At 72.5% G+C, this 15,554-nt stretch carries 11 protein-coding genes and 4 pseudogenes; 7 read left to right on the forward strand and 8 right to left on the reverse strand.

Annotated features, from left to right (window positions below):
• Together JM949_RS11740 and JM949_RS11745 are read left to right on the forward strand one after the other, a co-directional pair.
• Positions 1-904 (forward strand): metallophosphoesterase (locus tag JM949_RS11740; protein ID WP_203148431.1); only part of this gene is annotated, 904 nt, incomplete at its 5' end.
• Between the two features lie 61 nt (positions 905-965).
• A pseudogene (locus JM949_RS11745) lies at positions 966-4,162 on the forward strand (UvrD-helicase domain-containing protein).
• 206 nt (positions 4,163-4,368) lie between these two features.
• Here the strand turns inward: JM949_RS11745 and JM949_RS11750 are convergent.
• Both JM949_RS11750 and JM949_RS11755 read right to left on the reverse strand, forming a co-directional pair.
• Complete coding sequence (locus JM949_RS11750) at positions 4,369-4,998, reverse strand: A24 family peptidase (RefSeq protein ID WP_203148433.1); 630 nt, start codon at positions 4,996-4,998, stop codon at positions 4,369-4,371.
• A 10-nt stretch (positions 4,999-5,008) separates the two neighbouring features.
• Complete coding sequence (locus tag JM949_RS11755; RefSeq protein WP_203148435.1) at positions 5,009-6,013, reverse strand: EamA family transporter; 1,005 nt, start codon at positions 6,011-6,013, stop codon at positions 5,009-5,011.
• A gap of 570 nt (positions 6,014-6,583) precedes the next feature.
• Here JM949_RS11755 and JM949_RS39655 point away from each other — a divergent pair.
• The 3 genes and pseudogenes from JM949_RS39655 to JM949_RS11770 all read left to right on the forward strand — a co-directional run.
• Positions 6,584-6,856 (forward strand): annotated as a pseudogene (locus JM949_RS39655) (LppU/SCO3897 family protein); the annotation flags it as partial.
• A 237-nt stretch (positions 6,857-7,093) separates the two neighbouring features.
• Entirely contained in the window at positions 7,094-7,594 is a 501-nt protein-coding gene (locus JM949_RS36880; protein ID WP_309232119.1) for an LppU/SCO3897 family protein, read from the forward strand.
• A 135-nt stretch (positions 7,595-7,729) separates the two neighbouring features.
• Positions 7,730-8,971: an ATP-binding protein gene (locus tag JM949_RS11770; protein WP_203148438.1), complete on the forward strand. Its 1,242-nt coding sequence runs from the start codon at positions 7,730-7,732 to the stop codon at positions 8,969-8,971.
• A 24-nt stretch (positions 8,972-8,995) separates the two neighbouring features.
• Here the strand turns inward: JM949_RS11770 and JM949_RS11775 are convergent, their stop codons facing one another.
• Entirely contained in the window at positions 8,996-9,544 is a 549-nt protein-coding gene (locus JM949_RS11775) for a GNAT family N-acetyltransferase (protein ID WP_309232117.1), read from the reverse strand.
• A 133-nt stretch (positions 9,545-9,677) separates the two neighbouring features.
• Here JM949_RS11775 and JM949_RS11780 point away from each other — a divergent pair, with 133 nt between their 5' ends.
• On the forward strand, positions 9,678-10,223 hold the full coding sequence (locus JM949_RS11780) for a DoxX family protein (RefSeq protein ID WP_203148440.1): 546 nt from the start codon (positions 9,678-9,680) through the stop codon (positions 10,221-10,223).
• Between the two features lie 215 nt (positions 10,224-10,438).
• Positions 10,439-11,883: pseudogene (locus JM949_RS11785) on the forward strand (glycosyltransferase 87 family protein).
• Between the two features lie 4 nt (positions 11,884-11,887).
• Here JM949_RS11785 and JM949_RS11790 read toward each other — a convergent pair.
• The 5 genes and pseudogenes from JM949_RS11790 to JM949_RS39660 form a co-directional block, all read right to left on the reverse strand.
• Entirely contained in the window at positions 11,888-12,316 is a 429-nt protein-coding gene (locus tag JM949_RS11790; RefSeq protein ID WP_203148441.1) for a molybdenum cofactor biosynthesis protein MoaE, read from the reverse strand.
• Positions 12,313-13,568: pseudogene (locus JM949_RS11795) on the reverse strand (molybdopterin molybdotransferase MoeA). The gene JM949_RS11790 and the pseudogene JM949_RS11795 overlap by 4 nt, the downstream one beginning before the upstream one ends.
• Before the next feature lie 80 nt (positions 13,569-13,648).
• On the reverse strand, positions 13,649-14,119 hold the full coding sequence (locus JM949_RS11800; protein WP_203148443.1) for a MogA/MoaB family molybdenum cofactor biosynthesis protein: 471 nt from the start codon (positions 14,117-14,119) through the stop codon (positions 13,649-13,651).
• Complete coding sequence (gene moaC / locus JM949_RS11805; protein ID WP_203148445.1) at positions 14,116-14,607, reverse strand: cyclic pyranopterin monophosphate synthase MoaC; 492 nt, start codon at positions 14,605-14,607, stop codon at positions 14,116-14,118. Before moaC ends, JM949_RS11800 begins: the two co-directional genes overlap by 4 nt.
• 10 nt (positions 14,608-14,617) lie before the next feature.
• The gene (locus JM949_RS39660; protein WP_203148447.1) at positions 14,618-14,995 is read right to left on the reverse strand and encodes an AfsR/SARP family transcriptional regulator; all 378 of its coding nucleotides are present in this window, start codon (positions 14,993-14,995) and stop codon (positions 14,618-14,620) included.
• Positions 14,996-15,554: the final 559 nt, after the last annotated feature.

The following is a 15,554-nucleotide window of genomic DNA, read 5'->3' on the forward strand; positions in this document are numbered from 1 at the left end:
GCTGGTCGGTGCCGCCGGGCCGACCGAGCCGCCGGCCACCGGCGCCGTCGCGGCACCGGATCACGACCCGGCCCGCCGGCTGCTGCTGGCCCGTGGGGCGGCCATCTTCGCCGGGCTCACCGCCACCGGCGTGGTGGGGTACGGCGTTCGCACCGCCCTCGGCCCGCCCCGCCTCGACCGGGTGCGGATCCCACTCGCCAAGCTTCCCCGCAGCATGGACGGTCTGCGCATCGCCACCGTCTCCGACATCCACCTCGGCCCGCTGCGCGGCCGGGCACACACCGAGCGGATCGTCGCCGCGATCAACCGGCTCGACGCCGACCTGGTCGCTGTCGTCGGCGACCTGGTCGACGGCTCGGTCGCCGAGCTGGGCTCGGCCGCCGAACCGTTGCGCGGCCTGCGCTCCCGGTACGGCAGCTTCTTCGTCACCGGCAACCACGAGTACTACTCAGGTGTGGAGGAGTGGGTCCAGGAGGTCGACCGGCTCGGCCTGCGGGTGCTCCAGAACCAGCGGCAGGAGATCCAGGCCCGGGGTGGTGTGCTCGACCTCGCCGGGGTGAACGACCTGACCGGAGAGGGCACCGGGCTCGCCGCCGGGCCGGACTTCGCCACCGCCCTCGGTGACCGCGACCCGAGCCGCCCGGTGGTCCTGCTCGCGCACCAGCCGCTGGCGGCGAAGGAGGCGGCCAGGTACGGCGTCGACCTGCAACTGTCCGGGCACACCCACGGTGGGCAGATGGTGCCGTTCAACCTTGCCGTGAAACTGGAGCAGCCGGTGGTCAGCGGGCTCGGCGAGGTCGACGGCACCAAGGTGTACGTCACCAACGGCGCCGGTTTCTGGGGCCCCCCGGTCCGGGTCGGGGCCGAGCCGCAGATCAGTCTGGTCGAACTGCGCTCGGCATAGCGGACGTCACGTCCGCGCGTGGCGGCAGGCGGCCGGCGTGGCGGGCGTGACAGGATGCGGCGTGCCCCCGTTCAGCGCCGTACCCCCCGGTGGCTTCCCGCCCTTCGTCGCGGACCTGCACATCCACTCGAAGTACTCGCGCGCGTGCAGCCGTGACCTCACCACCCCGAACCTCGCGTGGTGGGCCCGGCGCAAGGGCATCGGCCTGCTCGGCACCGGCGACTTCACCCACCCCGCCTGGTACGACCACCTGCGGGAGACGCTGCGCCCGGCCGAGCCGGGGCTCTACCGGCTCGACCCGGAGGCGGAACGGGACGTCGCCCGCCGGCTGCCGCCCCGGCTGGCCAGTGCGGCGGAGGCGGATCCGGTCCGGTTCATGCTGAGCGTGGAGATCTCCACCATCTACAAGCGGGACGACCGGACCCGCAAGGTGCACCACCTGATCTACCTGCCTGATCTGGACGCGGTGGCCCGGTTCAACACCGCGCTCGGCCGGATCGGCAACCTCGGCTCGGACGGCCGGCCGATCCTCGGACTGGACTCCCGCGACCTGCTGGAGATCACCCTGGAGGCCAGCCCGGACGGTTACCTGGTGCCGGCGCACATCTGGACGCCGTGGTTCTCCGCGCTGGGCTCGAAGTCCGGCTTCGACGCGATCGCGGACTGCTACGCCGACCTGGCCGAGCACATCTTCGCCGTGGAGACCGGGCTCTCCTCCGACCCGGCGATGAACTGGCGGGTCGGCAGCCTGGACCGCTACCAGCTGGTGTCCAACTCGGACGCGCACTCCCCGCCGGCCCTCGGCCGGGAGGCGACCGTGTTGACCGCCGAACGGAACTACTTCGCCGTCCGGGAGGCGCTGCGGACCGGTGACGGCCTGGCCGGGACCATCGAGTTCTTCCCGGAGGAGGGCAAGTACCACGCCGACGGGCACCGGCTGTGTGGGGTGAACTGGTCTCCGGAGCGCACCCGCGCGGCCGGCGGGCGGTGCCCCGAGTGCGGCAAGCCGCTCACCGTGGGTGTCCTCAGCCGGGTCGAGGAGCTGGCCGACCGCCCGGACGGGCACCGGCCGACGCACGCCCGGGACGTCACCCACCTGGTGCCGCTGGCCGAGATCCTCGGCGAGATCAACAAGGTGGGCGCCCGGTCCAAGAGGGTCGAGGGGCGGCTCAACGAACTGGTCGCCGCCCTCGGCCCCGAGCTGGAGATCCTGACCAGGACGCCGTTGAGCGACATCGCACAGGTCGGCGGTGAACTGCTCGCGGAGGGCATCGGGCGGCTACGGCGCGGCGACGTTCGCCGGGTGCCCGGTTACGACGGCGAGTACGGGGTGATCACGCTCTTCGATCCGGCGGAGCTGGGTGCCAACGCCGCTACCGCACAGGAGACGCTGTTCGACGTACCCGTGCCGGCGCAGCGACGCCCCGAGGAGCCGGCGGTTCGGGCGACGGCCAAGCGCCCGGCGGCGGCCAAGGCCGAGCCGAAGCGCAAGCCGCCGGCCCCGCCGCCCGCGCGCCGATCGCGTCGCCGCCGTCACCGCACGAACCGTTCGAGCCGATGCTCGCCGGCATGGAGGAGGTCGGCACCGGTCTGCTGGACCGACTGGACGCGATGCAGCGGGTGGCCGCCTCCGCACCGGGCGGTCCGCTGCTCATCGTGGCCGGTCCGGGCACCGGCAAGACCAGGACCCTCACCCACCGGATCGCGTACCTCTGCGCGGAGCTGAACGTCTTTCCCGAGCACTGCCTCGCGATCACGTTCACCCGCCGGGCCGCCGAGGAGTTGCGGCACCGCCTCGACGGCCTGCTCGGTCCGGTCGCCGAGGACGTCACAGTGGGCACGTTCCACGCGCTGGGGTTGACCATCCTGCGGGAGAACGCCGACGCGGCGGGCCTGCCGGCCGGTTTCCGGATCGCCGACGACGCCGAGCGGGCGGCGGCCCGGTCGGAGGCCGGCGACGATGCCGCTGGTTACACCGCCCTGCTGCGCAAGCAGGACCTGGTCGACCTGGACGAGCTGGTGAGCCTGCCGGTGGAGTTGCTGCGGGCCGACCCGAAGCTGGTCGAGCGGTACCGGGACCGCTGGCGGTGGATCTTCGTTGACGAGTACCAGGACGTCGACGCGGTGCAGTACGAACTGCTGCGACTGCTCAGCCCCGCCGACGGCAACCTGTGCGCGATCGGCGACCCGGACCAGGCGATCTACTCGTTCCGGGGTGCCGACGTCGGCTACTTCCTGCGCTTCTCCGAGGACTTCACCGACGCCCGACTGGTCCGGCTCAACCGCAACTACCGCTCGTCGGCTCCGATCCTGGCCGCCGCCGTGCAGGCCATCGCACCGTCCTCGCTGGTCCGGGGCCGGCGACTGGACCCGGCCCGCCTCGACCCGGAGGCCCCGCTGGTCGGCCGGTACCCGGCGGCGTCGGTCGCCGAGGAGGCCGACTTCGTGGTGCGTACCGTGGACGATCTGGTCGGCGGGTTGTCGCACCGTTCGCTGGACTCGGGCCGCATCGACGGCCGGTCGACCTCGCTGTCGTTCTCCGACATCGCCGTGCTGTACCGCACGGACGCGCAGGCCGCCCCGATCGTCGACGCCCTGACCCGGGCCAACATTCCGGTGCAGAAGCGTTCCCACGACCGGTTGCGGGACCGTCCCGGGGTGACCGCCATCGCCCGCGAACTGCGGCACGCCGACGGGTTGGCTGGCTCGCTGGCCGCCCGGGTGCGGCTGGCCGGCCAGGTGGTCGCCGACCGGTTCGCCGTGCCCACCCTGGACGGGGCCAGCAGCGCGGTCCGACCGGAGGACGTCCGCTCGGCCGTGGACCTGCTGACCCCGCTGGCCCGGCGCTGCGGCGACGACCTGGAGACCTTCCTGTCGCAGTTGGCCACCGGCGCGGAGGTGGACGCCCTCGACCCGCGCGCCGAGGCGGTCACGCTGCTCACCCTGCACGCGGCGAAGGGCCTGGAGTTTCCGGTGGTCTTCCTGGTCGGCGTCGAGGACGGGTTGCTGCCGCTACGCTGGCCGGGCTCGACGCCCGACGAGGACGCTGTCGCCGAGGAGCGCCGGCTCTTCTTCGTCGGCCTGACCCGGGCCCAGGACCGGCTGTACGTCAGTCACGCCGCCCGCCGCACCCGACACGGCGCGGAGCGCGACTGCGCACCCTCGCCGTACCTCGCTGCCATCGATCCCGGCCTGTTCGAACGGTTCGGCGAGGCCGAGCCCCGCCGTCCGAAGGACCGCCAGCTCCGCCTGATCTGAGGTCGGCCACCCGACCGTGCGGCGCTCCCGGGTTCCCGGCGCTTCCGGGCGGCGCCGACCCACTGTGCCCGATGAACGGTATACCTGTGAGGCATAAATATGACTCACAGGTATACCGCTCGCACGGACCTGGCCGGCGGGCGACCTGCACGCAGGGTGAGGCCACCCGGCGGGCCTCGTTACCCGGTGGAGCCACAGTGGGCCGATCAGCCGAAGAGGGCCGCCAGCCAGGCGCCCGCGAGCAGGGCCGGGCCCAGCGGCAGCAGCGTGTTCCGGCGGACCCGTCGCGCGGCGAGCAGGCCGAGCACCAGTGCGCCGTGCAGCAGGTGCGGCAGGAGCAACCCGGCGAGCAGGGCGTCCCGGCCCAGCCAGCCGAGCGGCAGGCCGAGGACGGCGGCGAGTTTCACGTCCCCGAAGCCCAGTCGAGAGCCGGGGAGCAGGGCCAGCAGCACGTGGGCCGCGCCGGCGACCAGCGCGCCGGCCAGCGCGCCGAGCAGCCGGGCCGGAGCGTCGCCCAGCAGCGCCACACCGGTGAGGCCTGCGAGGGCCAGCAGCCCGGCGGCGATGACCAACGGGTCGGGCAGCCGCAGGCAGGCCAGGTCGACCTGGGCCAGCACCAGCCCCACCGCCGCCACCGCGAGAAAGACCGGCAGCGCCGGGTCGTCCGGCAGCGCGGCGGCGAGCCCGACGAACACCACGGCCGCCACCGGTGGGCTCAGCCAGGTGCCACGCCGCAGCCGGGCCGGCGTGGTCGCGAAGCGTCGGGCCAGCGAGGGTACGACGACACCGACCGACCCGCCGAGCAGCGCCACCCCGACCAGCGCAGCGGCCGACATGGGCCGGACGTTACCGGCGGTCGTCCACCGCCGTGGCCCCCGATCGTGATCCCGCGTTCGCCCGGCGGGGCCGTTCGGTGGTCACCACCAGGGCGACCCCGGCGACGATGACGGCACCGCCGAGCAGCACCTGCGGGGTGATCGGTTCGGCCACCAGCAGCGCGCCGAGCGCCACCGCTACCGCCGGGTTGACGTAGGCGTACGTCGCCACCAGCGAGATGGGGGCGTTGTGCAGCAGCCAGACGTACGCGGTGAAGGCCACCAGCGAGCCGGCCACCATGAGGTAGCCCAGCGCCAGCCACGACCGGGTGCTGACCGTCGAGGGGTGGAACTCGCCCAGCTCGCCCCGGCCGGCGGCGATCACGGCCAGCACCAGCGCGCCGGCCATCATCTCGTACACCGTGGCCACGAAGGGGTCGGCGGGCATCCGGATCCGTCCGGACAGGAACGACCCGAGCGACCAGGAGGTGGCCGCCGCCACCACGGTCAACGCCCCGAGCAGCGGCACCGCGGCGGAGTCGCCGGCGGGCAGCACCAGCAGGACCAGGCCGACGAAGCCCAGGGTGACCCCGGCGAAGGTCCAGACCGGCGGCCGGTCGCCGGTCGCGGAGCGCAGCAGCACCACCAGCAGTGGCACCGTGGCCACCAGCAGCGCGGCGATCCCGGACGGCACCGCCACTCCGGGCGGCCCGGACTCGGCGAGCACCACCAGCCCGTTGCCGCCGGCGAGCAGGAGCACACCGACAAGCGCGGCCGAACCAAGTTGCCGCCGGTCCACCCGCAGCGAGCCCGGGCCGCGACGCAGCCGCAGCACCACCGCCAGGACCAGGCCGGCCACGGCGAACCGGAGGGCGGCTGACAACAGCGGGGGCAGCGTCTCCACGGCGACCCGGATGGCCAGATAGGTGGAACCCCACAGCAGGTAGACCACGATCAACGCGGTCCAGATCAGGGTCGGCGTGGCGGCGGCGGCACGGCTGGCGAGGGCTGTGGCGCTCGGTGGAGGTGAGCTCATCAGTCGACCACGCTACGGTGACGTCGGAGTCGGCGTCGCGCGTTCGTGGCCGGCCTCTCACCACTTGCGCAGGAGGGTGGCATGACGAACTACGGACCACCGGGAGGCGGCAGCCCGGGCCCGTGGCGTGGGCATCGACCCGACGAGACGCGCGCTCGCCCGGCGCAGCAGCCCTACCCACCGTCGCCCGAGCCCTACCCGCCGGCGGGTCCGTCGTACCCGTCGGCGCCGCCGGGACGACCCGGGCCGTACGGCGGCGGGGCCGAACCGCCCTACGGCCGCGAGCCCGGGCCGCCCTACGAGGGCTCGTACCAGCCGGCTCCGGCAGGCCCGGCGTACGGCGGGCAACCGTACGCGCTCGACGACGACCGGTACGGAGATGAGCCGCCGCCGAGCCGACGCGGTCGCGGGCCGCTGATCGCGGTACTGGCCGTCGTGCTGCTGCTGGTGGTGGCCGCCGGCGCGGCGTTCTGGCTCGGCCGGGAGCGGGACGAGCCGGCGCCGGCTGCCGCCCCGACCAGTCCGGCTGCGGCCAGCGAGCCCAGCGCGGACACGGCCGCACCCACGTCGAGCGCCGCCGCGCCGGAGTCGTCGGCCGATCCCCGATTCGCCAAGGTCGGCCAGTGCGTGCGTAACGACGGAGTGGCCGGCGGCAAGCCCAAGCTGCTGATCAGTGGTTGCGCGGCGAAGTCGTACCAGGTGCTGAGCCGGATCGACGGCCCGACCAGCGGTGAGCGGGACGCCGAGGCCAAGTGCGCGAAGGTCGAGGGCTACACCAACTGGTACTTCTTCGACAGCGAGCTGGACACTCTCGATTTCGTCCTCTGCCTGAAGCAACGCTGAGAGACCACCCACCCCGGGGATGACATGACAACCTACGGACCACCGGGTTCGGATCAGCCGGACGACCCGTACCAGCGCCCGCCCACCGGGCCGGACGGCCCACCGGCAGCCGATCCCACAGTGCCCCAGTGGAGCGCGCCGCCGCCCCCGGAGGACCCGACCCGGCAGCAGTGGGGTCCACCGCCGACGTCGGGTCCGGGTTACCCGCCGCCCGGGCCGTTCCCGCCGGCCGGGCCGATGCCGGGTCAGCCGACCGGGCCGTGGGGCCAACCGGCTCCCGGCTACCCGACGCCTCCCGCGCCACCAGCGAAGAAGAGCGGCGGCAAGATCGCCCTCATCATCGCGCTTGTGGTGCTGCTCGTGCTCTGCCCCTGCCTCGGGCTGGCCGGTTGGGCGGTCTGGAGAGTCGCGGACGCCGCCAACGACGTCGATCCCACCCCGTCGGTGAGCGTGCCCGCCCTTCCGCCCGCGCTGCCCAGGGACGTGCCGACGCCGGCCGCGCCGACTCCTGACGAGGAGTTCGCGAGGGGTGACTGCGTGGTGAACGACGGCAGCGAGGACGACGCGGAGTTGCGCAAGGTGCCGTGCGGTCCGAACACCTATCAGGTGCTGCTGCGGATTCCGGCGACCACCGACGGGGACCGGTGCGAGACGCTCGCGCCGCAGGCGACCGCGAACTACGTGCACGACAACTCGATCGATCTCTTCGACTACGTGCTCTGCCTGAAGAAGCGGTAACGCGATTGGCCAAACTAGGGCTGTCTAGCGTCCACGCTAGACAGCCCTAGTTTTACGTCGACAACCTCGACACGCCGGTAGCCCCATCTATCCATGTCTAGCCCCGCAGCTAGATGGCCCGATACTCTGCGATGCGTGGATCCGGTCCGCAACCCGTACGCGCCGGGCGCCGGCCAGCGTCCGCCCGAACTCGCCGGGCGGGGGCGGGAGCTGGACGTCTTCGACATCGTGCTGGAACGCATCGCCCGGGGCCGGCCCGAGCGCAGTCTGATGCTCACCGGGCTGCGTGGCGTCGGCAAGACCGTGCTGCTCAACACCCTCCGCTCCCAGGCGATCAACCGGCTCTGGGGCAGCGGCAAGATCGAGGCTCGACCGGACCAGTCGTTGCGCCGCCCGGTCGCCGCCGCGCTGCACATGGCGGTTCGGGAACTCGCGCCCCGGCACCGCGCACCCGACCGGATCGACGCGTTCCTCGGCGTGCTCAAGGCGTTCGCCCAACGGTCCGCCCCGACCGGCCGGGCCGGTGCCGCCCCGAAGCTGCGCGACCGCTGGCAGCCCGGCATCGACGTACCGGCGGCCAGCGGCCGGGCGGACTCCGGCGACATCGAGATCGACCTCGTCGAGCTGTTCACCGACGCCGCCGCCGTGGCCAGTGACGTCGGCACCGGCATCGCCATCTTCATCGACGAGATGCAGGACCTCGGCCCGGAGGACGTGTCGGCGCTCTGCGCCGCCTGCCACGAGCTGTCCCAGCTCGGCGCGCCGCTGATCGTCGTCGGCGCCGGCCTGCCGCACCTACCGGCCGTGCTCAGCGCCGCCAAGTCGTACTCCGAACGGTTGTTCCGCTACCAGCGCATCGACCGGCTCGACCGGATCGCCGCCGACCACGCGCTCTGCGCGCCCGCCGAGCGCGAGGAGGTCGAGTACGAGCAGAAGGCGCTCGACCTGCTCTACGAGAAGTCCGGCGGCTATCCCTACTTCGTCCAGGCGTACGGCAAGGCCACCTGGGACCACGCGCCGCGCTCGCCGATCACCGCCGCCGACGTACGGGTCGCCGCGCCCGAGGCGGAAGCCGAGCTGGCGGTCGGGTTCTTCGGGTCCCGCTTCGAACGGGCCACTCCAGCCGAACGCGAGTACATGCGGGCGATGGCCATGCTGTCAGCGGTCGAGGGCGAGTCCGGTGCGGCGGGCCGCGACGACATGGACGCCGCGGTGCCCACCGCCGAGATCGCCCGTGCCCTCGGCCGCAAACCGGCGAGCCTCTCCCCGGCCCGGGACGCCCTGATCAAGAAGGGGTTGATCTACTCCGGCGAACGGGGCACCGTCGCCTTCACCGTCCCGCACTTCGGGCGGTACCTACGCACCCAACCGGCCTGACCGCCGCAAGACGGTCGCGCCCGGTCAGACCTTCGACCAGGGTGCCGGGAAGAGCACCTCGCCGCGTGGCGGCGGGCCCTCCTCGCTGGTGGACGGCGGCAGCACCAACGCCTGCCAGGGCTCACCGAGACCGGCCCACGGGCTGGTCAGGCCCAGCTCCGTCGCGGGGCCGAACCCGAACCGACGGTAGAAGGCCGGGGCGCCGAGAACGACGACGAGCCGCTCGTTCAGCTCGGTGGAAGCGTCCAGGGCGGCCTGCACGACCGCCGTGCCGTGGCCGACCCGCTGTCGGTGCGGCGCGACCGCCACCGGGCCGAGTGCCAGGACGGGCACGTCCGCGCCGCGCTCCGGGCGCAGACGCACCCGGGTGAGCAGCGCGTAACCGACGACCTCGCCGCCGTACTCGGCGACCATGGCCAGCTGCGGCAGCCAGGCGGGCGTGCCGCGCAACTCGTCGACCAGGCTCACCTCCGGCGGCGTCGCCACGTCCGGACGGGCGAAGGCGGCGGCCAGCACGCGGCGGACCGGGCCGGCGTCGGCCGGGTCCTCGGGTCGTAGCCGCAGCGTGGTCACCCGCGCGACGTTACCCGCCACGGCCCGTCCATCCGTGACTGTCGCTTGATTCGGCGTGGCGCACGTGTACGCGTACCGATCCGATCCTGCGGTTGCCGGGGTAGCAAACGTCGCGAAGGGGTATGACTGATCCATGACGCCCGTACGCTCCCTCGCCCGCGCCATGCTGAGCGGCATCTTCGTGGTCAGCGGGTATCGCAACCTCCGCAACCCCGGGCGGCTCACGGCGGCCGCCCGACCGGTGACCGACAAGGTCGCACCGATGCTGAAGAAGGCACATCCGAACTTCCCCACGGAGACCGAGACGCTGATCCGGCTCAACGCGGCGGTGCAGGTCGGCGCGGGTCTGATGCTGGCCACCGGTCGGCTCAGCCGGCCCGCCGCGCTGGTGCTGGCCGGCACCCTGGTGCCGGTGACCATCGCCGGGCATCCCTTCTGGAACAACGACGACCCGATCGCCAAGAACAACAACCAGATCCACGCCCTGAAGAACCTCGGTCTCCTCGGCGGTCTGCTGCTCGCCGCGGCCGACACCGGCGGTAAGCCCGGTCTGCGTTGGCGGACCGGTCACCGCATCGGCCATTCTCGACGTTCCGTGCGGCGCGCCGTCCGTACCGCCCGACGTGAGGCCCGGATCGCCGTCCGGTCCGCGTCCACCGCGCGGCGACTCCCCGGCTGACCTGCGTCGATCCGGCCCTGTCTCACTCCCACCCCCCGCTAAGGCCACGAATTACCTGAACCACCCGGTAGGCGTTAACGCGGTGGAAATGTCAAAAACATGTGTGGGATCGGACACGGTCGCATAACGCGGGAGGCACTGACGTGAGGCGCCGTTCTAGGCTCCGTGCAGGACCTGGACGGGTAGGACGACCTTGGTACGGGGGTGGCCACGCCATGCCGACGGCTGTCGGTAGACGGGCGGACCGCCTCGCCCCAATCCAGCGCGTAACGCGTGGGATCGATCGCAGGAATGTCGTACGGGGTGCCATCGTGGCCGCCGTCGCCTACGCCGCATGGCTCGCCATCGGTACCTTCGGGCGGCCGTACAACTTCTTCGACATGAAGATCTACCACGGCGCGTGGTGTGGTGGGCGAGCGGTCACGAGCTCTACGAGTTCATCGCGCCCGAAACCACACTCGGGTTCACCTATCCGCCCTTCGCCGGGCTGGTCATGTTGCCGATGGCCCAACTCCCGGTCGGCATGGCCGCCATGGCCAACATCGTCGCCAGCATCGCCGCGTTGGCGCTGGTGCTGGCCGGGCTGCTCCGCCCCATCGTGGATCGACTGGGGTGGCCACTGTGGTTCACGGTGGTCGTGGCGGTGCCGCTCGCGGTCGCCATCGAGCCGGGTCGGGAGACCCTCGGCTACGGCCAGGTCAACCTCCTGCTGTTCGCCCTGATCATGGCGGACCTGATCGGTCTGCGCTGGCGCTCCCGCCGGGGCACCCACTACGCCGCGACCGACGGCCCGCTGCTGCGCTTCGTCTACGGCGGGGCCTGGGCCGGCGCCGGCATCGGCCTGGCCACCGCGATCAAGCTCACCCCGGCGCTGTTCATCGCCTACCTGCTGATCACCCGTCAGTGGCGGGTGGCGGCCACCGCCATCGGCACCACGATCGGCGTGACGGCGGCCTCCTTCGTGATCGTCGGTGACGAGTCACGGACCTACTTCGGCAGTGTGCTCTGGCAGACCGAGCGGGTCGGCGCGGCGGACATGACGCCGAACCAGTCCCTGGCCGGCCTGCTGGCCCGGCTGTACGACTCGATCGAAACCCCGGGGCTGCTCTGGCTCGCCTTCTCGGTGCTGATCCTGGCGCTGGGCCTGTCCCGGGCGGCCAGCTCCCGCGCCGACGGTGACGAGTTGACCGCGTTCACGCTTGTCGGTCTGACCGCGAACGTGATCAGCCCGATCTCCTGGACGCACCACCTGGTCTGGGTGATCCCGGCGATCATCGTGCTGGCCGATGCCGCCGTACGCCGCCGGGAGGCGAGCCGGGGGCTACCGCAGCGCAACGGCCAGGGTGCGGTGTTCGGCGGGCTCGCCGGGGTGAACGGGCTTCGCCCGCCGATCTGGTACCCGACGTTGACCGGGCTCCGGCACGGCGTCGCCGCGATCGGGCTCTATCTGCTCTTCCTGATCTCGCCGATCTGGCCGTACGAGCACCAGCTGCCGGAGATGTCGCACTACCAGGACGGTCTCTTCGGCGCGCTGATGGAGAACTCGCTCGCGGTGGCGCTGATCGTGCTGGTCGCCGCGCTGCCCTGGCGACCGGGTGCGGAGCCGGCGTTCTACGGCGACCGGCTCGCCCGGCCCGTGGTGGTCAACGGCCAGCGCTGAACGGTCAGGGGCAGTTGACCCACTCCTCGGTGCCGTCGGTGAACACCTGCCGCTTCCAGATCGGCAGCCGCGCCTTGACCTCGTCGACCAGTCGGGCGCAGGCCGCGAAGGCCGCCGCCCGGTGGGCGGTGCTCACCGCGGCCACCAGCGCCACGTCACCGATCGCCAGCGCGCCGACCCGGTGCGAGACCGCCACCGCGTAGACGTCGGGCTCCGCGGCGATCTCGGCGGCCACCTCGCGCAGCACCTGCGCGGCGCTGGGGTGGCCCTCGTACTCCAGGCTGGTGACCTGGCGGCCGTGGTCGTGGTCGCGGACCACGCCCTGGAAGGAGACCACCGCGCCGGCCCGACGGTCGGCGACCGCCGCCTCGTGGGTGGCGAGATCCAGCGGCTGGTCGGTGACCTCGCCGAAGGTGATCGCTGGTGCGGTCACGACACACGCTCCCCGGGAAGCAACGGCAGCGGCACGATCGGCACCCGGTCGCCCGGCTCGCCGCTGGTGCCGGGTCGGATGACGGCGAAACCGTCCGCGCCGGCCAGGCCACGCAGCATGGCCGAGCCGACGTGTCGGACCGGCCGCGCGACGCCGGCGGCCCGGTCCAGCCGGACCAGCGCCAGGTGGGTGTGGTCGCCGCGACCGGGCACCGCCTCGGCCAACGTGACCTGCGGCAGCACCGGCATGGAGCGGCCCTGTAGGCCGGCGAGCAGGGGAGCGACCAGCGACACCAGCGCGACGATGGCGGACTGCGGGTTGCCCGGCAACCCGGCCACGAACCGGACCCGCCCGTCGTGGTCGCTGAGCCGGGCCAGCAGCATCGGGAAGCCCGGTCGGACCGCCACCGTGTTGACCACGTAGTCGGCGCCGAGCGCCTCCAGGGTCGGGTGCAGGTGGTCGACCGGCCCGTTCATCGTGCCGCCGGTGGTGCAGACCAGATCGGCGTTGGCGAGCGCCGAACGGAGGGCTGCCACGTGCGCGGGCAGCGTGTCGGCCACCGGGCCGACCACGTCGGACGGGCGGACCTGACAGCCGTAGCGCCGCAGCCACGCCGGCACCGCCGGGCCCAGCGCGTCCCGGACGCGACCGGCCGCGGGTGGGCCGGCCGTCAGCAGCTCGTCGCCGAAGACCAGCAGCGCGGCGCGCGGTGCCCGCCGAACCCGCAGCGTGTCGTGGCCGCAGGAGGCCGCCAAGCCGATCACCGCCGGGTCCACCGGCGTGCCGGCCGGCAACAGCTCCTCGTCCGCGTACGCCTCCTCGCCGGGCTTCCGCCACTCCGGAGCCGCCCGTGGGACGCCGCTGACCAGGCCGTCGACGGTTGTCGACTCCTCCACCCGCAGGACGGCGGTGGCGCCGTCGGGCACCATGGCCCCGGTGGCGATCTCGACGGTCGTGTCGTCCTCGGTGAGCGGCGCGGGAGTGCTGCCCGCCAGCACCCGGCCGACGACGCGCCACGGGCCACGACCGCGCACCGCCCAGCCGTCCACGCTGGACGTCGGGAAGGCGGGCAGGTCGGTACGGGGGGTCAGCGGCTCGGCCAGGGTCGACCCGTCGGTGTCGACGAGCGGCCGGGCGACGGCGGCAGCACGGCGGCCAGACCGACCGCGTAGACCCGCGCCCGCGCTTCCTCCCACCCGGCTGGCGGCGGTGCGGTGACCCGATCCGCTGTGGGTGCGGTTTCCGTGCTCACCGACCGAGCCTATCGGCCCGCACCGACACCCGCCGGGGCCTGGGCGGGCGTGGACCCGTCAGTGGCCCGCCGGACGGCGGTCAGTGGTCTCCGCCGCGGAGCTGGTCGACGGTGTGGCCGAGGATCGGCCCGAGCACGGCCAGGCCGTCCCGGGCACCGCCGGTCGAGCCGGGCAGGTTGACCACCAGCATCCGGCCGGCGACCCCGGCCAGGCCCCGGGACAGCACCGACGTGGGCACCCGGTCACGACTGTGCGCGCGGATCGCCTCGGCGATGCCGGGGATCTCGTAGTCAAGTAGACCCCGGGTCACGTCCGGGGTCCGGTCCGACGGGGTCACCCCGGTGCCACCGCTGGTCAACACCACGTCGATGCCGTCGGCGCGGGCGGCGAGCACGGCGACGCCGACCGGCTCGCCGTCGGGCACCACCACCGGCTCGTCGACGTCGCAGCCCAGCTCACGCAGGCCGGCGACGAGCAGCGGCCCGCTGGTGTCGGCGTAGACACCGGCCGCCGCCCGGTTGGAGGCGACGATCACCCGGGCCCGGATCACGGCCGGTCCTCCGGACGGACCCACTCGCCGGTCTTGCCGCCCTCCTTGCGCAGCACCCGGACCGCCTCGACCGAGGCCGCCGGGTCGACCGCCTTGACCATGTCGATCAGGGCGAGACCGGCGACGGCGACCGCCGTGAGCGCCTCCATCTCGACTCCCGTCCGGTCCGCCGTGCGGGCGGTGGCGGTGATCTCCACGGTGTCGGTGGTCAACCGCAGGTCGACTGTGACGCCGTGCAGCGCGATCGGGTGGCAGAGCGGGATCAGGTCGGGTGTGCGCTTGGCCCCCATGATGCCGGCCAGCCGACCGACCGCCAACGCGTCGCCCTTGGGCAACCCGTCGCGGTGCAGCAGGTCGATCACCTCGGGCGTGGTCCGCAGGCGGCCGGCCGCGACGGCCAACCGACCCGTCACCGCCTTGCCGGAGACGTCGACCATGCGGGCCGCGCCGGCGCGGTCGACGTGGCTGAGCTGCGCGGGTTCGGTCACGGTCAGGAGCCTATCGCTGCGGTACGACGGCGCCCGAAAGGTGGCCGGCGTCAGGGCATAACGACCCGCGTCCCGCTCCAACTCGAAGCAACGGACGTCGACCAGTTCGGGGTTCACCACGAGCTGACAGCCGCTGGGTTGGCGCGAGATGACGCCGCGGCCGGTCGGGAAAGCCTCGGCGAAGATTGGCGGCATACGTCCGCACATTAGCTACGGCCGATCGCGGTGGGCGATCGGCCCATAACTCATCGATGAGCTCGTCGACCGTCACCACTCGCCCTGGATGAACGGCAAGCATCGCGAAGATTGCCTGCTGCTTAGGTGTACCCAGACGCAGCGGGCGGGTAGATAGCTGGGCCGAAAGGCCGCCCAGAACCTGAATCTCCACCCGTCCCCTGCCAGCCGTGCCAGGTATTCAGCCGATCACGCAACGGAGTCCACGAACCCCGGTAGGTGGCCCAGCGCTTACGGGATGAAGCGATCGACGGCTGGCGGTCCGAAACATCGCGGGAGCTGCGCGAATGGCAATGCGTGACGGCACCATGTCAGTAGCAAGTTGCAGCACCGCCTGACCAAAGGCGATTATCCATCCGTCATCACCCACGACCAGGCCAACGGTCAGCTCTATTGCCGGCCCACGGGCACCTGGCCGCAGCAACTCTGCCCGAGCCGCCCGCACGCCTGACCAAACTCTGGATGAGGAGCTTCCGGAGAACGTCCAGACTCAGGGAATGACACGGCCATAAGCCGCGCAAGATACCGTCCGCAGTTGCACGTGCCGCTCGAATCCAAAGCTCGCAAGCTCGACCGCACTCCGTCCAGCGATGATGGACAGAACGTAATAAAAGCCCTGGAACTTAACTAATGTTGCGCATACCGACATTTATTTCTTCTATGCTGCCGTTCCTGCTCTTAAGCTGCCTTTCGAGGACGTCCCATGAGGACAG

The organism is Micromonospora tarensis, assembly GCF_016803395.1.
Taxonomy (GTDB): Bacteria; Actinomycetota; Actinomycetes; order Mycobacteriales; family Micromonosporaceae; genus Micromonospora; species Micromonospora tarensis.